Consider the following 21846-nt stretch of genomic DNA (forward strand, 5'->3'; position numbering starts at 1 on the left):
GAATAGGTCGTCATCTAGACACCTCTCCGTGGTCTTTCGACCACTGTGACGGTGTCCACGAGACCGGGGGAAGACCACCTCGCACCAGGTGGCGGGAACGGTGCATCCCTCGGTGCCGCAGGTGTGTTGGGTGAGCATCGTGGCTTCGCGTTGCCAGTGCTTGAAGAACCGGGACTCCGCCCCCATGTCGAGGGGGACGGAGTCCGAGCCGAGCACCACGGGGACCAGACCCGCCTGGCAGGCCAGGCGGCGGACCTGGTGGGCACTGATCCGGGTGAGCTCGTCGCCGTTGGTCAGGATCGTCCCGACCCCGCCACCGCTGCTGCCCATCCCGCTGCTCGCCACCCCGCTGCTCCCCGTCCCGCTGCTGCCGCCGGGGTGGTCGCAGTCGCCGTGCCCGCTGAGCTGGTCGCGGAGCGCGGCCAGGGGGATGGTGATGAGGATCTTGGTGGCCGAGCCGCCGTGGGCGGGGATCCGCGTGGGGTCGGCGGCTTCGAGGAACGCGCAGAAGGCCTGTCCGCGGAGCCTCTCCTGCGGCAGCCGCACCCCGGTGGCGGCGTCGGTGTGGGGGAAGGCGCCCAGCCTGGTGGCGGCGCCGTGCTCGTTGCCGGAGTCCTGCTTGGGAGAGGTCCAGGCCTCCAGCACGGTCTTGAGCCGGGCGGCGACCGCGTCGGGGATCCGGGCGGTGAGGTCGGTGGCGCCGTCGCCGCGCCTGCGCAGCACGAGCCGGGTGGCGGCCTGGGCCCGTCGTTCGGCGCGTTCGAGGATCTTGCGTTCGTGCTCGTCGGCGGTCTCGGGCGCGACCTTCTCGAGGATCGCGGCACCGAGGGTCTCCAGGTGGGCGGGCCCGAACGTGGCGGCCGCGGCGATCAAGTGGGCCTCGGCCCGGTGCAGGACCTGGGCGGGGACCTCTTCGCCGGGGAGGGGGTCGGTGACGAGCGCGTCGAGGGCTCTCACGATGACCTTGGCCTGCGGGAGGTTCACCCGCCCGTCCTCCAGGGCCGCGGCGACCTGGCGCCACCTGGAGGCCAGCGCGACCGCGAGCTTCTCCGCGCCCCTCGGGGCGCCGTACCCGGTGCGGGTGCGCGCGTTGAGCCACGCCGCGGCACTCTTCGCCCCGTCGGCCTCCACCACCCCACCGGGCTGGATCGCGGCCTCGATGACCCGCATCCGCAGCGACTCCACCCGGTCGCCCAACCTCGTCAGGTCCAGCAGGGCCTGCCGGTGCGCGGCCGAGGTCAGGTAGAGCGGGTCGACCTCGACGAGGGAGTCCAGCGCCGACGCCATGGTCGCGCAGGCACGGGTGATCGGATGCGTCCCGGCCTGTCCGCCACCGTCCTCGAGGCACATCGCACGACCCCCGTCGCCTGGGCGCCGGGACCGCCGAACCGGCCCCGTTCACTGGTAGGAGTCAACCAGGGAGCGCCGACAGAACAGGCGCAGATCAGGGAGCTGGTGCCACGATGCGGACACCCCTCGTTCGTGGGGATCGTGTCCACCGGATCGAGGTGCGAGACCGCGTCGAAACGAGAAGAAGAGCCACGAGAAGAGAGGCCAACGACGAGGCTCAGTACCGCAGGCCTCCCCGGAGCGTCAGCGCCCGGGTCTTGCCATCACTGAACTACTCCTGCTCGTCTTGCCGCAGCATCCGACGAAGCCGTACCGCACTGATCACGAACATGCCGACAGGCAAGGGCAGGAATATGTACAGGAACGTCGGGTCCTCGGGTCGCAGAACGAACAGCACGAACAGGACGACGACGAAGATGCCAGCGAAGAACCACAGAGCCACCTTCTCCGTACGCACGGCAAAGGGGCCTACGAGACCATTCGAGTACTGCTTGTCAGCCGGCGTCATGCCCAGAATGTTCCACATGGCTCTTAACCGTTAACCGTTCAAGCGCCCTGCGGTCCCCGTTCGAGAGGATCGGAGGAGCGCTGCGGGGCGCTCTGACCCGACCCTCAGGCCTGAGCGAGCAGCCGGTCCACCGCGAGCCTCGCCGAGGCGATCACCGCCGGGATCCCGACGCCGTCGTACGCCGCCCCGGCGACCGCCACCCCGTCGGGCAGGCCCGCCCGGGCCCGGGCGACCAGGTCGAGGTGACCCACGGCGTACTGCGGCAGCCCGCCGCCCCAGCGCTGCACGTGGGTGTCGACCGGGACCGCCCGCAGGCCGGTGGCCTCCTCGAGGTCGCGCAGCGACCAGTCGACCAGCTCGTCGTCGCTTGCCTGGAGCGCGGTCTCCTCGCCGTGCCGCCCCAGGGAGGTGCGGAGGTGGACCACGCCCTGCTCGGCACCGGCCGCCCGGACCCAGCCCCACTTGGCGAAGGAGAAGGTGGAGGCCTTGATCCGGTGCCCGTCGACCGGGGGGACCAGGAAGCCCGACGAGCCCGACGCCTCCAGCTGTGCGACGTCCTCGGTCCGGAAGGCGAAGGTGACGACCGCCATCGAGGCGTACTCGATCCCGGCCAGCTCCGCGGCGGTCGCGGGAGCCACCTCACGGAGCAGGCGGGCGGTCGGGGCGGCGGGCGTGGCCAGCAGCACCGCCGAGGCCTCGACCCGCTCCGGCGCCGTGGTGGGCCCGACGGTGAGGGCGAAACCCTCCGGTGTGCGGACCAGCTCGCGCGCGGTGTGGCCGGTCCGGACGTCGAGCCCGGCGGCGAGCGCCTCGGGGAGCCGGCCCATCCCACCGGGGATGCCGGCGAAGACGGGGCGGTCGTAGGTGGTGGGGATGGCCGCGCCCTGCTCCAGCAGGGAGCCCCGCTCGGCGAAGGCGACCAGCTGCGGCACCGACGCGCGGGCCGAGAGCCGGCGCGCATGACCGGCGTAGACCCCGCCGAGCAGCGGCTCGACGAGCCGGTCGACCACCTCGTCACCGAAGCGGGCGGCCACCAGGTCGCCCACCGAGATGTCGCCGTCCACCGGGGTCGGCGGCAGGGAGGGCTCCCGGCGCACCCGGGCGACCCCCTCGTCGGAGAGGACGCCGGAGGCGACCAGCGCGTCGAGGTCCAGCGGCACGCCCATCAGCGAGCGCGGCAGCGGCCGGAGCCCTCCTCGGGTCCAGATCCGGGAGGAGGCCACGGTGGGGTGCTCCACGGGCAGGCCGACCTCGGCCGCCAGGTCGACGCCCTCGGGACGCCGGTTCAGCATCGCCTCGGCGCCGACGTCGACCTGGATGCCGGCGACCTCGTCACGCCGCAGCTTCCCGCCGACCTGGGGTGAGCCCTCCAGGACCATGACCTCGCGCCCCGCCCCGGCCAGGAGCCGGGCGGCGGCCAGGCCGGCCACACCGGCGCCCACCACCACGACGGGTCCGCCACGCGGCACAGCCTGTTGCATGCTCCCAATCTCTCAGACCTCCACGGGCTCCCGGTCGCCGGGGACCCGGGGCCGGTCGGCCCGAGGGGCGTCGTCCGCTCCCCCGTCCAGGGTGTCCAGGTCGCGCCCCAGCGTCTCGGGGAGGAACCGCGCACAGGTCAGCGAGATCACCGCGACCGCCACGTTGTAGGTGGCCACCCACCACAGCGTCCCGTCGCCGCGCGTCACCAGCCACGCGGCGATCAGGGGGGTGAGGCCCGAGGCCACGATCCCCGAGACCTGGTAGAGGGTGCTCAGCGCGGTGTAGCGGTAGCGGGTCTCGAAGAGCTCGGACCAGAAGGCCGCCAGCGGGCCGTAGACCACGCCGTAGATCAGGCCGAGCCCGCCGACGAAGGTGAGGAAGATCAGCCCACGGTGGCCGGACTGGACCATCGCCGCCGCCGGGAAGGCGAAGAGCAGCCCGATCCAGGCGCCGATCCGGTAGACCGGCTTGCGGCCGAACCGGTCGGACCAGGCACCGGCGAGCGGCACCAGCAGCACGCCGAGCCCGGCGCCGACCACGATGCCCTGGAGCGCCCAGTCGCGGGGCAGGCCCATGTTGGTGACGACGTAGGCGAGCAGGTAGACCGAGAAGAGGTTGAAGGTGAACCCCTCGATGAAGCGGGTCCCCATGCCGAGCAGCAGCGGACGCGGCTGGCTGAGCACCAGGTCCTTGAGCGGGAGCCGAGAGACCTCCTTGGCCTCCTGGACCTTGGCGAAGGCGGGCGTCTCCATCACCGACAGGCGGATCCAGGTGCCGACGGCGAGCAGCAGGATGCTGACCACGAAGCAGGCGCGCCAGCCCCAGGCCAGGAACTGGTCCTCGGGGAGCAGCCCGGCGATGGAGAAGGCGATGGCGGCGAGGAACATCCCACCGGGCACCCCGATGTGGGCGAAGCTGCCGAAGAAGCCGCGCCGGCCGGGCGGTGCGTACTCGACCGCCATCAGCACCGCACCGCCGTACTCCCCGCCGACGCCGATCCCCTGCAGCACCCGCAGCACCACCAGCGCGATCGGGGCCCAGACCCCGATCTGGTCGTAGGTGGGGAGCAGGCCGATGGCCGCGGTGCCGACCCCCATGATCAGCAGGGTGAGCAGCAGCATCTGCTTGCGGCCGATGCGGTCACCGAAGTGACCGAAGATGATCCCGCCGACCGGACGCGCCAGGAAGCCGACCGCGAAGGTGCCGAAGGCGGCGAACTGCGCCGCGGGCCCGCTGAGGCCGTTGAAGTAGAGCTTGTCGAAGACCACCGCCGCCGCGGTGCCGTAGAGGAAGAAGTCGTACCACTCGATCGTCGCGCCGACGGCCGAGGCGACCGCGACCTTGCGGGGGCGGGCGGTGGCCGAGTCGACCGCGGCCTTCACGCCGCGTCCTCCGCGCCGGAGCCGCCCGCGTCGCCCGCCTCGCCCGCGTCGCGGACGGGCTCGCCGTTGATCCGCCCGTGCAGGGTGGCGGGGTCGAGGTCGTCGCGGTGCAGCCGCTTGAAGCCGCTCTCGTGGAAGACCAGGGGCGAGCGGTCGCCCTCGGCGCGGACGCCGTGCACCCGCAGCAGCACCAGGGAGTGGTCGCCCGCGTCGACCTCCTGGTGGATCGTGCAGGTGAAGGAGGCCACGGCCTCGTCGAGCAGCACCGCGCCGCCCGGCGTGGTGCGCACGGCCAGGTCGTCGAAGCGCTGGTCGGCCGGACCGGCCAGCTGGCGGCAGAGCTGGTCGTGGTGGTCGGCCAGCACGCTGACCCCCAGCTGACCGGCCTCCCGCAGGGCCGGCCAGGTGTTGCTGGTCCGCGCGATGGAGAAGGAGACCAGCGGCGGGTCGATGCTCACCGACGTGAAGGAGCTGGCGGCGAGGCCGACCAGCCGGCCCCCCACCCGGCCGGCGACGGCGACCACCCCGCTGGGGAAGGTGCCGAAGACGTCACGCAGCACCCGCGGGTCGAGGTCGTGCTCGGCGGTCTCGGGGACGACGGTCATGAGAGGGCTCCTGTCAGGTGGGGCGAGGCGGACCCCGGCGGCGCCAGGTCGAGCAGGGCGGCGACCACCGGGCGGGCGGCGGCGAGCCACGGCTCGTACGCCGCGGGGTCGTCGTGCCGGCTGTCGAGCAGGTAGAGGCTGCGCACCGGCGTGGAGGCCCCGATCTCGGCCAGCACCGGGCGCAGGGTGAACTCCGGCGCCAGCGCGTGCGCCGGGCCGGCGCCGAGCATCAGCGGGACGGCGATCCCGCGCAGGGTGCCGGGGGCGAAGCGGTCCAGGAAGAGCTTGAGCAGCCCGGAGACCGATGCCTTGTAGGTGGGGCTGGCGAAGACCACCAGGTCGGCCTCCCCCACCTGCGCCACCAGCGACGCGACGTGCTCGTCGGACCAGTCGAGGATCGAGGGACCGAGGGTGGCCAGGTCGACCACCAGGTCGGGCTCGGAGCCGGTGAGCTCACGGGCCAGGTGGGTGGCCGCCGCCAGCGTCCGGCTCGCGGGCTTGGGGTTGCCGACGACGACGGCCACCCGTGGTCGGGCGCCGGTCACGAGGCGGCCCGGCCGACGGTGGCGAAGGGGACGGCGGCGGTGCTCGCCCGAGCCGTGGGGCGGGGGTCGTCCCACAGGCCGCGCTCGGCCAGGATCGGCAGCACGCCCTCACCGAAGGTGTAGGCGCCCTCGAGGTGCGGGTAGGCGGAGAGGACGAACTCCTCGATGCCGAGCGCGGCGTACTCGGCGATCCGGTCGGCCACCTCCTCGTGGCTGCCGACCAGGGCGGTGCCGGCCCCGCCGCGGACCAGGCCCACGCCGGCCCACAGGTTGGGGTAGACCTCGAGGTTGTCGCGCGAGCCGCCGTGCAGGGCGAGCATCCGCTTCTGGCCCTCGGACTCGCTCTTGGCGAGCCCGGACTGGACGTTGGCCAGCGTCTGCTCGTCGATCCCGGCGAGCAGACGGTCCGCCTCGGCCCACGCCTCCTCGGAGGTGTCGCGGGTGATGGTGTGGAGCCGGATGCCGAAGCGCATCGGGCGCCCGTTGCGGGTCGGCTCGGCGTCGGCGACCGAGCGGATCCACTCGATCTTCTCCTTGACCTGCGCCGGCGGCTCCCCCCAGGTCAGGTAGACGTCGGCGTGCCTGGCGGCCACGGTGCCGGCCGCGGGGGAGGAGCCGCCGAAGTAGATCTCCGGGATGGGGTCGGGCAGCTGGTTGAGGCTGGCCGCCTCGACCGAGAGGTGCTCGCCGGAGAAGTCGACGGTCTCGCCCTCCCACAGCCGCCGCACGATGGTGAGGAACTCGTCGGCGCGGGCGTACCGCGCGTCCTTGTCGAGGAAGTCGCCGAACATCCGCTGCTCGTGCGGCTCGCCGCCGGTGACCACGTTCAGCAGCAGCCGCCCGCCGGTCATGTTCTGGAAGGTGCCGGCCATCTGGGCGGCCAGGAACGGCGCGACCAGGCCGGGACGGAAGGCGACCAGGAAGCGGAGCCGGTCGGAGACCTGGCTGAGCATCGCGGTGGAGAGCCAGGCGTCGTCGCACCACGCGCCGGTCGGCGTGAGCGCGGCGTCGAAGCCGGACTGCTCGGCGGCCCGGGCGACCTGTCCCAGGTAGGGGACGTCGGAGGGGCGCCCCGCGGCGCCCGGGTTGACCCCGTGGCCGCCGCCGACGACGTGGCGGCCGTCACCGCCGTTGGTGGGCAGGAACCAGTGGAACTTCAGGGACATGACTTCCTCTCGGGCTGGGGTGGCCGGGGTGGCCGGGGGTGGTGGGTGGCGGGTACGCCGTCAGAGCTGGCCGTGGTTGGGGGGCAGCACGCCCTCGAGCGCCCAGCGGCCCAGGTGCTGGACCTTCCAGCCGGCGGGGTCGTGCAGGGTGTGGGTGCGGGCGTTGCGCCAGTGGCGGTGGAGGTTGAGGGAGTCGAGCGCCGCGCGGGTGCCGGCGACCTCGAAGAGCCGCGAGGAGACCGAGACCGACGCCTCGGTGGTGGCGGCGCGGGCCGCCGCGACGGCGAGGCTGGCGGCGCCGGCCGACTCCTCGGTGAGGTCTGCGTCGGCCTCGTCGACCGCCCGCGCCGCGGCCGCCAGCAGCAGCTCGCAGCCGCGCACGGCGACCTCCATCTGGCCGAAGGCCTGGACGACCAGCGGGTCCTCCACGGCGCGGGCGACCCCGGCGTCGGGGTAGGGGCGGCTCCTGGTGCCGACGAACTCGGCCGCCTCGAGGAGGGCGGTGCGTGCGATGCCGGCGTCCAGGGCCGCGTGGAGCACCTGGGCGAAGGCGCCGTAGGTCTGCGGACCGGTGAACGTCTCGGCGTATCCGGTGACCAGGTCGTCGGGGACGGCGACGTCGCGCAACGAGACGGTGCCGCTGGCCGTGGTGCGCTGGCCCATGCCGTCCCAGTCGTCGACCACCTCGACGCCCTCGGCGTCGCGGGGCACCCAGGCCACCACCTTCGGGCCCAGGGGCCCGCGGTGGGCGAGCACCGGGATCCAGTCGGCGAAGAGGGCCCCGGTGCAGTAGCCCTTCTCCCCGGTGAGCCGCCAGCCGCCGCGCCCGTCCTCCACCAGGGTGGTGCGGTGGTCCCGCACGTGCTTGCTGCCGATCTCGGACTGGGCGTTGCCGAAGGAGGCCCCGGCGAGCACGTCGGCGAAGAGCCTGGCCTGCTGCTGCTCGGTGCCCTGGTGCCGCAGGAGGTTGACGTAGACGAAGTGGCTGTGCGGGATCTGGGCGATGCTCGGGTCGCCGGTGGCGAGCAGGCGGAAGACCTCGGTCAGGGTGGCCACCGAGACGTCGGGGCCGCCGTGCTCGGCCGGCACCGTGAGGGCCAGCAGGCCGGACGCCTTGAGGGCCGCCACCTCCTCGTAGGGGGTGGCGCGCTCGGCGTCGCGCTGGGCCGCGCCCTTGGCGAAGAGGGAGCCGAGCTGCGCGGCCACCTCCAGGGCGGAGGTCTCGTCCAGCACCGGGGGTCGGCTCGTGGTGGGCACCCCCTCGCTCGTGCGTCCCATGCGGCACCCCTCCTGGTTGCTGGTCCTGGTCCCTCGGCGGCCACCCGGCCCCGAATAAGGTCAATCTGTATTGACTTGCTCGACTTTAGGGGTCACAGCCCCTCGCGGCCAAGGCGGATCGCCCGGCAGCGCGTCTCATTTCTCCGAGGGGGTGGACGGGAAAACCTATTAAGTCACCTGATTCGGTAGTCTTCTGCCATGCGTGTCGAACAGCTCGAGTGCCTGCTGGCCGTGACCCGTCACGGATCCCTGCGGCGCGCCAGCGAGCACCTCCATCTCTCCCAGCCCGCCCTGAGCGAGTCGATCACCCGCCTCGAGCGCGAGCTGGGGGTCGCACTGCTCGACCGTCGGCGCTCGGGAGCGCGGATCTCGCGCGACGGGCTCGAGCTGCTCCCGCACGTGGAGGCCGTCCTGGAGTCGGTGGCCCGGCTCCGCAGCGCCGCCGGCGACCGGTCGGTCGGCGAGCGGCTGCTCCGGGTCGGCACCGTCAGCGCCGCGACCTCCACCCTGCTCACCCCGGCCCTGCGGGCCTTCACCGCCGAGCAGCCCGGGAGCCGCGTCGAGGTGGTCAACGCTCGCCAGGTCGCGATCGACGCCGGCCTGCTCGACGGCAGCCTCGACCTCGGCCTGGTCAACGTGCTGGCCGGCGACGACCCGCCCGCCGGGCTGCTCGACACACCCCTGCTCAGCGGGCCGGTCGTCGCGGTCCTCCCGCACGACCACCGGCTCGCCGCGCAGCACTCCGTCGGCGTCGACGACCTGCGCCAGGAGCCCTTCGTGGCGATGCGCGAGGGCTACCTGATGCACCGGCTCTGCGTCCGGCTCTTCGGCGACGCCTGGCCACGGGCACTGACCAGCACCGACGGGGCCGAGCTGGGCAAGGCACTGGTCGCCGACGGCGCGGGACTGACCCTGCTCCCCCGGTTCAGCGTCGAGGGCGACCCGCTGCACCGGGCCGGGGCGCTGGTGTGCCGCCCGGTCCACGGGCTGGAGACCGCGGTCGCGCTGGTGCTGCGCCTGCGCCGTAGCACCAGGGCCGCCCCGCCGGAGCGTCACCTCCGCGACGCGCTGCTGGCCCAGGCGGGCCGGGTCGAGGCCCTCCGCGTCGTCGACGAGGCCCCGGCCGGCTGAGCGCCGGGGCCTCGTCGGCGACGCCGGCCTCAGGCCGTCACGGAGTCGGGCTCGACCTGCGGCCACGAGACCGGCCCGGCGCCGAAGGCGCCGCGGAGAGTCCCACCGGCGCTGGCGGCGGCGGGGCTGAGGAGACCCGTCGGGGAACCGTCGGGGAACCGTCGGGGAACCGTCGGGGATCCGCCGGCGTCCCAACGCCATGACGAGACGACACGCGGCACGGGGCCCGGCGTACGCCGCCCTGCTGATCACAGCCCTGCTCCTCACCGGCTGCGGGGGCGGTTCGTCGCAGGACGACGCCTCGTCCTCGGTCGGGGCACCCGCGGACGACGGCGCGGCGGCACCCGGCACGGACTCCGTCGCCCCGGGCCGCGACGGCAGCTCCCAGGACACCTCCGGGTCCGACGCCGAGGCCCCGGCGACCGGCAGCCGGGCGGCCCCGGCCGTGGCCCGGCGCGCGGTGATCGCCACCGCCACCGTCTCCCTCGACTCCCCCGACGTCGCCGTGGCCCGCCAGGAGGTGCAGCGGATCGCCGACGTGCTGAAGGGCGAGGTCAGCGACGAGCAGGCGAGGACCGACGAGGGGGAGCTGGCCTGGACCCGGATCGTGCTGCGGGTGCCGACGTCGCGCTACGGGGAGGCCATCGAGCGGATCGAGGCGACCGGGCGTCTGCTCGAGACCGAGCGCAGCACCGAGGACGTCACCACCCAGGTGATCGACAACGAGGTCCGGATCCGGGCCCAGGAGCGGAGCCTGCGGCGGGTGGAGGTGCTGCTGGACCGGGCCGACCGGCTCGCCGACGTGGTCAGCGTCGAGGCGGAGCTGACCCGACGCCAGGCCGAGCTGGACTCCCTCAAGCAGCAGCAGGCCTACCTGGCCGACCAGACGTCGATGGCCACCGTGACCGTCCACATCTCGCAGCGCGCCGCCGACGAGGAGCCGGTCGTCGAGGACGAGGAGACCGGCTTCCTGCACGGGCTCGCGACCGGGTGGAGCGGCCTCAGGGGCGCGGCGGTCGCGCTCGCCACCGTGGCCGGGGTGCTGCTGCCCTGGCTCCTCGTCCTCGTCCTGCTGGGCGCGCTCGCCCGGTGGGCCCTGCGCCGGCTCCCCCGTCGGGGCCGCGGCTCCGTCCGACCGGGTCAGGTCAGCGGGTAGGACTGCACGAACTCCGTCAGCCGGGCCAGCTGGTCGGGGTCGGTCGAGGGGATGACGCCGTGCCCGAGGTTGAAGACGTGGCCGCGCGCGGCCCGGCCGGCCTCGATCACCTGCGCGGCACGATCGGTCATCACCTCGGTGGGGGCGAAGACCAGGGTGGGGTCGAGGTTGCCCTGCACGGCACGGTCGCCGACCAGCTCGATCCCGCGCTCCAGCGGCGTGCGCCAGTCGATGCCCACCACGTCGGCCCCGGCCTCGCCCATCAGGCCCAGCAGGTTGGTGGTGCCGACGCCGAAGTGGATCCGGGGCACGCCGAGCTCGCCCGCGGCCGCCAGCACCCGGGCCGAGTGCGGCATCACGTGCTCGCGGTAGTCCTGCGGCGTGAGCGCCCCGGCCCAGGAGTCGAAGAGCTGCACGGCCGACGCCCCGGCCTCCACCTGCACCCGCAGGTAGTCGGCGGCGATGCCGGCGATCTTGCGCATCAGCGCGTCCCACACCTCGGGGGCGCCGAACATCATCGCCTTCGTCTTGGCGTGCTCCTTGGACGGGCCACCCTCGACCAGGTAGGAGGCGACGGTGAAGGGGGCGCCGGCGAAGCCGATCAGCGGGGTCGCCCCGAGCTCGGAGACGAGCCCCTGCACGGCCTGGGTGATGAAGGGGACGTGCTCGGGGGTCAGGTCGGGGATCGCCTCGACGTCGGCCAGGGTGCGCACCGGCGACGCCACCACCGGCCCGATCCCGGGCACGATGTCGAGGTCGACCCCGACCGCCTTGAGCGGCAGCACGATGTCGGAGAAGAAGATGGCCGCGTCCACGCCGTAGCGCCGGACGGGCTGCATGGTGATCTCCACGACCAGGTCGGGGTCCATGCAGGACTCCAGCATCCCGACGCCCTCGCGGACGCGCAGGTACTCCGGCAGCGAGCGGCCCGCCTGCCGCATGAACCACACCGGCGTGTGCGGCACCGGCTCACCCCGGACGGCCTTGAGGAACGCACTGTCACGGAGGGAGGGAGTCGAGGTCACACCTGCGATCATCGCAGGTCAGGCGGCGTGTTGGCACATCGCAGCACCAGCCCCGACGTAGGTTGGCGCCATGGTCGTCCACTCCGAGCCACACCCCGGCACGGGGCCGGCTGAGGCACCCGCGTCGTTCCGGACCGCTGTCGCGCAGCTGCGCGCCGCCACGCTGCGCCCGGAGGTCTTCTGCGAGGAGATGCCCGCGCCGCAGCGCATCGCCCCCTGGGCCTCGGCGCTGAGCGCCGACGTCACCGTGGGCGACCTCGAGGTCGGCACCGGGCGGCTCATCCTGCTCCACGACCCGGACGGCAACGACGCCTGGAACGGCACCTTCCGGTTCGTCGCCTACGCCCGCGCCGAGATCGACCCCGACCTGGTCACCGACCCCATGCTGGGCGCCGTCGGCTGGAGCTGGCTGGTCGAGGCGCTCTCGGCCCACGGGGCCCGGTGGGGCTCCGAGTCCGGCACCGTCACCCGGGTCGCCTCCGAGAGCTTCGGCGGCATGTCCCACGAGGACGGCACCGCCCAGCTGGAGGTCCGCGCCTCCTGGACCCCCCTCGAGGGTGACGACGACCTCGACCTGGCGCCGCACGTCGAGGCCTGGGGCGAGCTGCTGTGCACCGCCGCCGGCCTCCCGCCGGTGCCCGAGGGCGTGACCGCCATGCCCAGCCGCCGCGGACAGCGGGGTCCGGACGCCTGATGAGCCCCGATCCGCAGGAGAGGTCCGTGCCGGACCCCTCCCAGGCCAGCCCGGACGAGCCCCGCGAGACGGCCGGCCCCGACGACCAGCCCGAGGCCCCGCCGGCCCCGCTGCTCACCCTGCGTGACGGCGTACCCGACGTGGTCGAGACCCCCGAGGCGCTCGCCCGTGCCTGCGCGGCGCTGGCGGCGGCCACGGGACCGGTCGCCCTCGACGCCGAGCGGGCCTCCGGCTACCGCTACTCCAACCGCGCCTACCTGATCCAGCTGCGCCGCGGCGACTCCGGCACCTGGCTGATCGACCCCATCCCCTTCGGCTCCCGCCTCCCCCAGCTGGCCGACGCGCTGGGCGACGAGGAGTGGATCCTGCACGCGGCCACCCAGGACATCCCCTGCCTGCGCGAGGTCGGCCTGGAGCCGGTCAACCTCTTCGACACCGAGCTGGCGGGGCGCCTCCTCGGCTACCCACGCGTCGGGCTGGCCACCCTGGTGGAGCAGATCCTCGGGCTGAGGATGCGCAAGGAGCACTCCTCGGCCGACTGGTCGACCCGGCCGCTGCCCCGGTCCTGGCTCGAGTACGCCGCGCTCGACGTCGAGGTGCTCGTCGAGCTGCGCGACCACATGGCCGCCGAGCTCGTCGCCCAGGGCAAGGACGAGTGGGCGCGCCAGGAGTTCGCGCACCTCACCGGCTTCCAGCCGGCCGTCCGGGTCGAGGCCTGGCGCCGGGTCTCGGGGCTCAACAAGCTGCGCGGGCGCCGCGCACTGGGGGCCGCCCGGGCGCTGTGGGAGGCCCGCGACGAGATCGCGCGCCAGCGCGACGTCACCCCGAGCCGGATCATCCCGGACTCCGCCCTGGTCGCCGCCGCCGCCGCCATGCCCACCGACCGGCGGGCCCTGCTCCAGACGCCCGGGTTCCACGGCCGCGGCGCCGACCGCTACGCCAACCGGTGGATCGCGGTGCTCGACCAGGTGCGGACGATGCCGGAGTCGGAGCTGCCCACCCGCACGGCGCGCAGCGACGGTCCCCCGCACCCCCGCGCCTGGGCCGACCGCGACCCGGCCGCCGACCGGCGCTTCAAGGCCGCCCGGGAGGCGACCAAGGCGCTCGCGGACCGGCTCGGGCTCCCCGTGGAGAACCTGATCAGCCCCGACCCGGTGCGCCGTGCCATGTGGTCTCCCCCGGCCACCCGCGAGCCGGGAGCGCTGGCCGCCACGCTGGCCGACCAGCTCGCCGGGCTGGGGGTCCGCCCCTGGCAGGTCGACCTGGTGCTCGACCCCCTGGTCGAGGCCGTGCTCGCCGGCGACGTCGAGCCGGAGCCGGAGGAGCAGGGAGCGGAGCCGGCCTGAGCCGGTCCCGCCGCCCGGGTCACTCCTCGTCGTCGCCGCCCGGCTCCTCGGTCTCGGCCGCCTCGGCGGAGAGGACCACGCGCGAGGTCTCGTCGATCTCCTCGGTCACCGCCTCCAGGTCGAGGTCACCGGGCTCGGTGAGCAACGTCTGCAGCAGCGGTGCGACCGCCTGCTCCAGGTCGGGCCACGACTCCAGGAGCGGCTCGATGGCCATCCCGCGCACCGCGGTGTTGAAGACCCGGCTGCGCGAGGGCTGCCGGCCGGGCTGGAGGAAGTCGTCGGAGGCGGCCACGGCCAGGTTGGCGGGCACGATCGCCCCGGCGCGCGTCACCCGGGCCATCGCGCTCTCGCCGACGGCGTAGGCGACCAGGTCGGCAGCGGCCCCGGGGCTCTTGGTCCGCGCCGAGATGCACAGTCCGGTGACCTCGCCGACGGTGCTCGCGGTCTCGAGCGTCGGCATCGCCATGACGTTGAAGTTGAGACCCTTCACCTCCCGCAGCTCGGGGACCAGGTCGCGGTAGCCGGCGATCATGCCGAGCTTGCCGCGGCGGAACCAGTCCAGCGCGGAGCGCTTCTCCAGCTGCTCGTCGGTCAGCGTCAGGCTCGCGTCGCGGAGCACGGCCAACGCCTGCTCCAGCGCCGCCCGGCTGTCGTCGTCGGCGAAGCTCAGCGAGGTCGGGTCCTGGTCGTCGTCGAAGACCGAGCCGCCGCCGGACTGGATGAAGGGGGCGAGCCCGCGGATGGTGGCGTCGATGTGGAAGCCGCTGGTCCCCCGGCCCGGCCGCGCCGCGAAGTCGGCGGCGGCCTCGAACTCCGCCAGCGTCCACCGGTCCCAGCGGTAGGGGACGTCGAGCTCGCGCCGTTCCATCTTGTCGAAGTCGATCAGGTCGGTGTTGAGGAACATCACCATCGGCGAGATGGAGTAGGCCATGCACTGCAGCTCGCCGTCGAGGCTGAAGGACTCGACCGCGTCGCGGGAGAAGTCGTCACCGAAGTCGACCCCGCGCTCGTCGAGCAGCTCGCTGACGGGACGGGTCAGCCCCTCGCCGATCAGCTGGTCGAGGTCCTGGCGATCGACCATGAAGACGTCGGGGACCTCGCCCCCGGCGATCGCCTCCACCGCGGAGTCGTGGTCCTTCCACTCCACCAGGGTCGTGTCGCTGCCGTAGCCGGCGTTGAACTCGTCGGTCACCGTCGACCAGGCCGCCAGTTCCGCCTCGCTGCCGTAGACGCCCAGCGAGAGGGGCGTGGGCGCGCGGGGCGGCTCGGGCGTGGTCGGCGAGGCGGACGCGGAGGGACCGGGCGGGGCCGGCTCGTCGTCGGAGCAGCCGGCCGCGACCAGCGCCAGGGACAGCAGGGTGGCGGTCACCAGGGCGGGACGGCGGAACGGCATCGACGGGTCTCCTGAGGGGCGAGGAGGGCGGCCGGGGGTGAGCCACCCGCGCCGGTGGCGCGCGGCCACCTTATCGAGCGGCCGGTGGGCGCCTCAGAGCACGTCGTGGAACTTGCGCGCCTGCGCCACGACCGCCTCGAAGACCGACCTGTCCACGGCCGCCCCCTCCCGGCGGATGGCGGTCTCGTCGAGGCGGAGCAGCCGGTCCAGACGCACCTCGCTGGAGCGTCGCTGCCGGTCCCAGCCGCCGGCCCCGACGTCCATCCAGTGGCGCCCCCACCTGGCCTCGTCCTCGGCGTCCAGGTCGTGGTCCTTGCTGCTGAGCATCAGCCCCAGCCAGTCGCCCTCGTGGTGGGCCAGCAGCAGCACCGGGCGGTCCTTGCCCTGGGACGGGTCGTCCTCGTAGGGGACCCAGCCCCACACCACCTCGCCCGGGTCGGGCGCCCCGTCGGCCCGGGCGGCGTACTCCACGACCGGACGGTCGGTGGCGGGACGGCGGGGGACGGCCGGCCGGGTGGCGGGCCGGCGGGTGGCGGGCCGCGACGAGAGCACGCCGAGCGCGCGACGGAGGAGTCCCATGCGGCTCATGCTAGGCGGGGTGCGCCGGACCGGGAGCGCCTCACGGCGCGTGGCCGCTCGTAGCGGCTTATTTTGGGACCCGGGGCTGCCACGATCCGGCGCACCACCACGTCCCATTGTAGTCGCAGGACCAGGGCGGCCGCGCCGCTCAGGCCAGCTCGCCGCGCATCTCCAGGTGGGCCGCCGCCTCGAGCTGCTCGGCCAGGGTCAGCATCCGCGCGGCCGCGTCGTGCCGCGCCTCGGGCTCGGCCAGGGTCGCCCGGCCCACCGCCACCACGTGGGCGAAGGCCGCCGCCCGGTGCAGGACGTCGGCGAAGTCGCCACCGGAGATCCCGCGCAGCACCTGGTCGACCATCGCCTTGAGCTGCTCCACCCCCGGCGGGTCGGCCACCCCGGCCACCACCCGCGCGAACGGCGCCGCCGCGCGGCCCGCCTCGAACTGCTCCGCCACCTCCCGCGGCGCGGCGTGCACCCACGAGCGGAGGAGGTAGAGGCGCCACAGTGCCCCGGCCAGCGAGTCGACCGGCGAGCCCGACCACAGCTCGGCCAGCACCTCCAGCCCTTCGGTGTCGGCCAGGTGGACCACCCGCTCGGCGACCGAGGCGTCGCCGGAGGCGCGGGCACCCCGCACCAGCAGCGCGGCGGCGCGGTCCGCGGCCTCCTGCATGAGCAGCGGGTCCGCCCCCGCCTCGATCTCGGCGAAGAGCTTGTCCCCCGGCATCATCGGACGGTGGTGGGGTCGCTCGGCCATGCCCGTCAGCGTACGTCCGTGGCGGTGGCCGGACCGATCCCCGCCCGGGCGGACTCAGGTGGCGGCGAGCGCCTTGCGCAGGCGCTGGTCGGAGACCGGCTGGGCGGTGCCGAGCTGCTGGGCCCACAGCGAGACCCGGTACTCCTCGAGCAGCCAGCGCACCTTCCGCAGCGCCTCGCCCGGGGGGCGTCCGGGGGGCAGGGCGTCGACCTGGTGCAGGTAGGCGGCCTGCACGTGCGCGACCTGCTCCATCAGCTGCCGGTCGCGGGCGACCTGGCCGGCCAGCTTGTCGCGGCGGTGCTCGAGCGCGGCCAGGTAGCGGGGGTAGTGACGCAGCTGGCGCATCCCGGCCTCGCCCAGGAAGCCGCGGTGGACCAGGCGCTCAAGCTGGCCCCGCATGTCGGTCAGCGCCGGCAGCGTGTGCAGGTCGGCGCGGCCGGAGAGCGCCTTGTCGCAGGCGCGCCAGGCCGCCAGCACCTTGATCACGTCGTGGATCCCGGCGCGGACCGCCGACTCCAGGTCGCGGCCGGCCGCGGCGAGCAGCGCCTCGAACGCGGCGCGGTCGCGCACCGGCGGGTGGGCGTCGACGACGTCGGTCAGCACGGCGGCGCGCAGGTCCTCCAGCAGCTCGGCGACGCTCGGGTACGGCGAGGCCGCGAGACCGAGCTTCTCGGTGTTGGAGAGCCCCTCGAGCGCCGCCGCGGAGCCCGGCAGGGCGAGCAGCAGGAGCCGGCGTACGCCGAGCCGGTGCCGCGCCGCCGCCTCGTCGGCCGACCCGTAGACGCCGAGCCCGACGCTGGTCCCCTCGTCGTCGAGCGCCGGGAAGCCCCGTACCTCGTGGCCGGCCCGGCGCTGGCTGAAGGACTCCTCCAGGGTGCCGAAGGTCCAGTCGGTCTGCCCGGTCGCCGTCATCCCGGTGTCCTGGGCAACCTCGGCCACCGCCGCCGCGAAGGCCGGGCGCAGCGGGGCCTTGAGGGCCTCCAGGTCCTTGCCTCGGGCGGCCTCGACGCCGTCCTCGGTGACGACCCGGAAGGTGGGCCGCAGGTGCGCCGGCACCTTCTCCCAGTCCCACGCCTCGCGCGGCACGTGCACCCCGGTGGCCGCGCGCAGGTAGCGCTCCAGGGCGTCGAGCAGCGGCTCCTCCCCCGGCGGCACCGCGGCGAGGAAGTCCCGGGCGGTGTTGGGGGCGGGCACGAAGGAGACCCGCAGGTTCTTGGGCAGGCTGCGGATCAGGTGGGTGACCAGCTCCTCGCGCAGCCCCGGCACCAGCCAGGAGAAGTCGTCGACGTCGACCTGGTTGAGGGTCGCCACCGGCACGTCGATGGTGAGGCCGTCGTCGGCGGCGCCCGGCTCGAAGTGGTAGCTGATCGGGAAGGTCAGGTGGTCGCCCTCCCACTGCGTCGGGAAGTCGGCGGCCTCCACCTCGGCCACGGTGTCGTGGGTGAGCATGTCGAGGTCGAAGGTGAGCAGGTCGGGCCGCTCGCGTCGCTCCTTCTTCCACCACTGGGCGAAGTGCGCGCCGCTGACCACGTCGGCCGGAACGCGGGCGTCGTAGAAGTCGAAGAGGGTGTGCTCGTCGACCACCAGGTCGCGGCGGCGGGCGCGGTGCTCGAGCTCCTCGGCCTCCGCGAGCAGCTCCATGTTGTGGGTGTAGAAGCGGTACCGCCCGGAGGTGAGCTCGGCCCACTCCCCCTGGACCAGGGCGTGGCGGATGAAGAGCTCGCGGGAGACAGCCGGGTCGATCCGGCCGTAGTTGACCGGCCGGTCGGCGACCAGCGGGACCCCGTAGAGCGTCACCTTCTCCAGCGCCGTCACCGCCGCGCGCTTCTTGGACCAGTGCGGCTCGCTGTAGGACCGCTTGACCAGGTGGGCCCCCAGCCGCTCGGCCCACTCCGGCTTGATCGCGGCGTTCTGCCGCGCCCACAGGCGGCTGGTCTCGACCAGCTCCCCGGCCATCAGGAAGGCCGGGCTGCTGCCCTTGAGCACCGAGCCGGGGAAGATCGCGAACCGGGCGCCGCGGGCCCCGACGTACTCGCGCATGGGACGGCGGCCCGACGCTCCGGGGCGCGGCTTCTCCCGCTCCTCCAGGGCGCCGATGTGGGAGAGCAGGCCGGAGAGGAGTGCCTGGTGGATGCCGTCGGCGTCGGGGGTGTCGGCGGGCTGGCCGACGTCGATCTTCATCTCCTTGCAGACCTGGCGCAGCTGCGACTCGAAGTCCTGCCACTCCCGGACCCGCAGGTAGTTGAGGAACTCCCGGCGGCACATCCGGCGGAAGGCGCTGGAGGAGAGCTCGCGCTGCTGCTCCTTGAGGTGGCGCCACAGGTTGAGCCAGGTCAGGAAGTCCGACGACTTGTCCTTGAAGCGGGCGTGCAGCTGGTCGGCCTGGGCCTGCTTGTCGGCCGGCCGCTCGCGCGGGTCCTGCAGCGAGAGCGCGGCGGCGATCACGATGACCTCCCGCACGCACCCCAGACGCTCGGCCTCCAGCACCATCCGCCCCAGGCGCGGGTCGATCGGCAGCCGGGCGAGCCGCTGACCGAGCTTGGTCAGCCGTGGGCCGGACTGCTCCCCGCCCCGCCTCCTGCGGGACGTCATCGCGGCCGGCTTCGCCGGCGACCGCTCGCGATGACGTTGCGCGTCGGCGGGGGGCTGCGCACCCTCGGACGACCCGAGCGCGCCCAGCTCCTCCAGCAGCTGGATCCCGGCGGTGATGTTGCGCTGGTCCGGCGGGTCCACGAAGGGGAACCGAGCCAGGTCGCCCAGGCCCAGCGAGGTCATCTGCAGGATCACCGAGGCGAGGTTGGTGCGCAGGATCTCGGCGTCGGTGAACTCCGGACGGGACTCGAAGTCCTCCTCGGAGTAGAGCCGGATCGCGATCCCCTCCGCGACCCGACCGCACCGGCCCGAGCGCTGGTTGGCCGACGCCTGGCTGATCGGCTCGATCGGCAGGCGCTGCACCTTGGTCCGCGCCGAGTAGCGCGAGATCCGGGCGACGCCGGTGTCCACCACGTAGCGGATGCCGGGGACGGTCAGCGAGGTCTCGGCGACGTTGGTGGCCAGCACGACCCGGCGCACGGTCGAGGGGTGGCTGGAGAAGACCCGGTGCTGCTCGGCGGCGGAGAGCCGCGAGTAGAGCGGGACGATCTCGAGCCGGTCGGAGCCCAGCGCCTCCAGCGCCTCGGCGGTGTCGCGGATCTCGCGCTCGCCGGGCAGGAAGACCAGCACGTCGCCCGGGCCCTCCCGGGAGAGCTCGCGGACGGCGTCGAGGATCGCCTCGGTCTGGTCGCGGGTGACCGGCTCCCCCTCCTCGTCGGCCTCGGGCAGCTCGCGCAGGGCGCGGTAGCGGACCTCGACCGGCCAGGTCCGCCCCGAGACCTCGATCACCGGCGCCGGCCGGCCCCGGGAGTCGGCGAAGTGCTCGGCGAACCGGTCCACGTCGATGGTGGCCGAGGTGACGATCACCTTCAGGTCGGGACGGCGGGGCAGCAGCCGCTTGAGGTAGCCGAGCAGGAAGTCGATGTTGAGGCTGCGCTCGTGGGCCTCGTCGATGATGATCGTGTCGTAGCGGCGCAGCATCCGGTCGCGCTGGAGCTCGGCGAGCAGGATCCCGTCGGTCATCAGCTTGACCCGCGAGGACGCCGAGGTCCGGGCGGTGAACCGCACCTGGTAGCCGACCAGGTCGCCCAGCTCGGTGCCCAGCTCCTCCGCGATCCGCTCCGCCACCGAGCGGGCCGCGATCCGCCTGGGCTGGGTGTGGCCGATCAGGCCGCCGCGGCCGTCCTCGTCGCGCCGGCCCCGACCCAGCTCGAGACAGATCTTGGGCAGCTGGGTGGTCTTGCCCGAGCCGGTCTCGCCGGCCACGATCACCACCTGGTGGTCCCGGATCGCCTCGGCGATGTCGTCGCGGCGCTGCGAGACCGGGAGCTCGGCGGGGTAGGTGATCATCAGGTCACCGGGGCCGGGCTCCGCGTCGGGCCGGTCCCCGGGTCCGCTGACGGGATCGCTGCTGGGCATGGTGGGCACCATTGTGCCCGGCAGGTGTGCCGGGCACGCGCCAGCGGTCCGGGTGCGCCGCTCAGGGCGCGGGCGCCGGGACGCCGTCCAGCGTCAGCCTCGGGTCGGAGGCCGCGGCCAGGAGCGCCCCGGTCGGCGGCGGCTCGGTGCGAACCGGCACCTGCGAGCTGTTGCCGAAGAGCGGCTCGTAGGTGACCACCACCGTGCTCCCGTCCTGGTGGACCGCCATCACCGCCCGCCCGGTCACGCCGGGCGCGAGCAGCGCCTCCTGGGCCGCGCGCAGTCCGGGAGCCCGGAGCGAACGACAGACCGTCTCCTCCGGGACCACGTCGCAGGGCCAGACCACGTCCTCCCGGCTCAGCGCCACCTCCACCTGGAGCATCCCCAGACCGGACTGCCCCTCGACCCGCCAGTCGAACTTCGAGCCCAGCGAACGGAGCTCGCCGGCGGCCCCGGTGCTGGTCTGGAGGTTGGGGTGCGGCCCGGCGCCCGTCCCCAGGTGTGCCCGCTCCGGGTCCAGGTGCTCGGCGAGCACCGCGTGCCACGCCTGCAGGGTCGGGGCGAAGTCGCCGGGGGCGCCGGATCCCTCCCCCGACTCCGGTTCCGCAGTCGCGGTCTCGGTCGGAGTCCCTGGGGTCGGCGCGGCCGAGGGCTCGGTCGCGACGCTGGGGCTCCGGGCAGGATCGGGGTCGGCGGGGCCCCAGACGCCCGCCAGGGCCGGGACCGAGACCGCGACGGCCAGCACCGCCGCGGCCGAGCCCGCGGTGAGGGCCAGACGGCGACGGCGCAGCCGGCGACGACCGCGTGCCAGGTCGCCCGCGGCCGCCACCGCCGCCGGCAGCGAAGGCTCGGCCCGCTGCGCCAGCCGGTCCAGCTCGCGCTCCATGAGGGCGTGCTCGTCCATCAGTGCTCTCCGTTCGCGGCAGGGGCGAGCGCCACGCGCAGGTGCGCGAGGGCCGCCGAGGTCTGGCTCTTGACTGTGCCGACGCCGACCCCGAGGTCGCGTGCCGTCTCCTCCACCGAGAGCCCCCAGTAGTGACGCAGCACGACCACCCTGCGCTGGCCCGGGGCCAGCGCGCGCAGGGCCCGCCAGAGCGCGTCGTCCTCCTCCACCCGGTGCGGGCGGGCGGCACGGTCGGAGCGGGCGGCACGGTCGGAGCCGTCGAGCTCGGCGTCGGGCGAGGGCCGCTCGCGTCGCCAGGGACGCCTGGTCTCGTCGAGGTGGGCGTTGACCACGGTGCGACGGGCGTAGGCCTCCGGCGACTCCATCCGCGACACCCGCGGCCAGGCGACGTAGAGCTTGGCGAGCGCCACCTGCACGAGGTCTTCGGCCCGGTGGGCGTCCCCGCAGAGCAGGTACGCCGTGCGGTGCAGGCGGGCACGCTGGGCCACCACGAAGTCGGTGAACTCCTGGTCCCGCAGCTCGCCCATGGTCCTCCTGTCG

At 74.2% G+C, this 21846-nt stretch carries 19 protein-coding genes; 4 read left to right on the top strand and 15 right to left on the bottom strand.

Annotated elements, in window-relative coordinates; translation table 11 throughout:
* The 8 genes from AC4BG9_RS10650 to AC4BG9_RS10685 form a co-directional block, all read right to left on the bottom strand.
* Nucleotides 1-1350, bottom strand: a 1350-nt coding sequence (locus tag AC4BG9_RS10650; protein WP_490571077.1) for a DUF222 domain-containing protein, incomplete at its 3' end; no start/stop codon positions are given.
* A 271-nt stretch (nt 1351-1621) separates the two neighbouring features.
* Nucleotides 1622-1876, bottom strand: coding sequence for a hypothetical protein (locus AC4BG9_RS10655; RefSeq protein WP_490571078.1), 255 nt, complete (start codon nt 1874-1876; stop codon nt 1622-1624).
* Between the two features lie 86 nt (nt 1877-1962).
* A complete protein-coding gene (hemG, locus tag AC4BG9_RS10660) occupies nt 1963-3339 on the bottom strand; it encodes a protoporphyrinogen oxidase (protein WP_490571079.1) in 1377 nt (458 codons plus the stop codon).
* A gap of 12 nt (nt 3340-3351) precedes the next feature.
* Nucleotides 3352-4722, bottom strand: coding sequence for an MFS transporter (locus tag AC4BG9_RS10665; protein ID WP_490571080.1), 1371 nt, complete (start codon nt 4720-4722; stop codon nt 3352-3354).
* Entirely contained in the window at nt 4719-5327 is a 609-nt protein-coding gene (locus AC4BG9_RS10670) for a flavin reductase family protein (protein WP_490571081.1), read from the bottom strand. Before AC4BG9_RS10670 ends, AC4BG9_RS10665 begins: the two co-directional genes overlap by 4 nt.
* Entirely contained in the window at nt 5324-5872 is a 549-nt protein-coding gene (locus AC4BG9_RS10675) for an NADPH-dependent FMN reductase (RefSeq protein ID WP_490571082.1), read from the bottom strand. Before AC4BG9_RS10675 ends, AC4BG9_RS10670 begins: the two co-directional genes overlap by 4 nt.
* Nucleotides 5869-7038 (bottom strand): LLM class flavin-dependent oxidoreductase, encoded by a 1170-nt coding sequence (locus tag AC4BG9_RS10680; protein WP_490571083.1) that lies wholly within the window; start codon nt 7036-7038, stop codon nt 5869-5871. Before AC4BG9_RS10680 ends, AC4BG9_RS10675 begins: the two co-directional genes overlap by 4 nt.
* A 60-nt stretch (nt 7039-7098) precedes the next feature.
* The gene (locus AC4BG9_RS10685) at nt 7099-8316 is read right to left on the bottom strand and encodes an SfnB family sulfur acquisition oxidoreductase (RefSeq protein WP_490571084.1); all 1218 of its coding nucleotides are present in this window, start codon (nt 8314-8316) and stop codon (nt 7099-7101) included.
* 198 nt (nt 8317-8514) lie between these two features.
* Between AC4BG9_RS10685 and AC4BG9_RS10690 the strand changes: the two genes are divergently transcribed.
* Both AC4BG9_RS10690 and AC4BG9_RS10695 read left to right on the top strand, forming a co-directional pair.
* Nucleotides 8515-9447 (top strand): LysR family transcriptional regulator, encoded by a 933-nt coding sequence (locus AC4BG9_RS10690; RefSeq protein WP_490571085.1) that lies wholly within the window; start codon nt 8515-8517, stop codon nt 9445-9447.
* Nucleotides 9448-9646: 199 nt separating this feature from the next.
* Nucleotides 9647-10603, top strand: a complete 957-nt coding sequence (locus tag AC4BG9_RS10695; RefSeq protein ID WP_490571086.1) for a DUF4349 domain-containing protein — start codon at nt 9647-9649, stop codon at nt 10601-10603.
* Here AC4BG9_RS10695 and hemE read toward each other — a convergent pair.
* Nucleotides 10588-11628 (bottom strand): uroporphyrinogen decarboxylase, encoded by a 1041-nt coding sequence (hemE, locus tag AC4BG9_RS10700; RefSeq protein WP_490571087.1) that lies wholly within the window; start codon nt 11626-11628, stop codon nt 10588-10590. The two genes, AC4BG9_RS10695 and hemE, sit on opposite strands and share 16 nt — an antisense overlap.
* 70 nt (nt 11629-11698) lie before the next feature.
* On the opposite strand from hemE, the gene AC4BG9_RS10705 reads away from it, so the two are divergent.
* Nucleotides 11699-12322: a DUF3000 domain-containing protein gene (locus tag AC4BG9_RS10705; protein WP_490571088.1), complete on the top strand. Its 624-nt coding sequence runs from the start codon at nt 11699-11701 to the stop codon at nt 12320-12322.
* A 26-nt stretch (nt 12323-12348) separates the two neighbouring features.
* Nucleotides 12349-13668, top strand: a complete 1320-nt coding sequence (locus AC4BG9_RS10710; RefSeq protein WP_490571089.1) for an HRDC domain-containing protein — start codon at nt 12349-12351, stop codon at nt 13666-13668.
* Nucleotides 13669-13687: 19 nt separating this feature from the next.
* On the opposite strand, the gene AC4BG9_RS10715 is transcribed toward AC4BG9_RS10710, so the two are convergent.
* The 6 genes from AC4BG9_RS10715 to AC4BG9_RS10740 form a co-directional block, all read right to left on the bottom strand.
* On the bottom strand, nt 13688-15061 hold the full coding sequence (locus AC4BG9_RS10715; protein ID WP_490571090.1) for a sugar ABC transporter substrate-binding protein: 1374 nt from the start codon (nt 15059-15061) through the stop codon (nt 13688-13690).
* Between the two features lie 93 nt (nt 15062-15154).
* Nucleotides 15155-15640 carry a type II toxin-antitoxin system PemK/MazF family toxin gene (locus tag AC4BG9_RS10720; protein WP_490571091.1) on the bottom strand — a complete coding sequence of 162 codons (486 nt, stop codon included), beginning with the start codon at nt 15638-15640 and terminating at the stop codon, nt 15155-15157.
* 148 nt (nt 15641-15788) lie between these two features.
* Nucleotides 15789-16391 carry a hypothetical protein gene (locus AC4BG9_RS10725; protein WP_490571092.1) on the bottom strand — a complete coding sequence of 201 codons (603 nt, stop codon included), beginning with the start codon at nt 16389-16391 and terminating at the stop codon, nt 15789-15791.
* Between the two features lie 54 nt (nt 16392-16445).
* On the bottom strand, nt 16446-20333 hold the full coding sequence (gene hrpA, locus AC4BG9_RS10730; RefSeq protein ID WP_490571366.1) for an ATP-dependent RNA helicase HrpA: 3888 nt from the start codon (nt 20331-20333) through the stop codon (nt 16446-16448).
* 130 nt (nt 20334-20463) lie between these two features.
* A complete protein-coding gene (locus AC4BG9_RS10735) occupies nt 20464-21306 on the bottom strand; it encodes a hypothetical protein (RefSeq protein WP_490571093.1) in 843 nt (280 codons plus the stop codon).
* Nucleotides 21306-21833, bottom strand: a complete 528-nt coding sequence (locus AC4BG9_RS10740) for a SigE family RNA polymerase sigma factor (RefSeq protein WP_490571094.1) — start codon at nt 21831-21833, stop codon at nt 21306-21308. The genes AC4BG9_RS10735 and AC4BG9_RS10740 overlap by 1 nt, the downstream gene beginning before the upstream one ends.
* Nucleotides 21834-21846 lie beyond the last annotated feature (13 nt).

The sequence above is a fragment of the Nocardioides sp. Z40_12 genome (assembly GCF_058215795.1).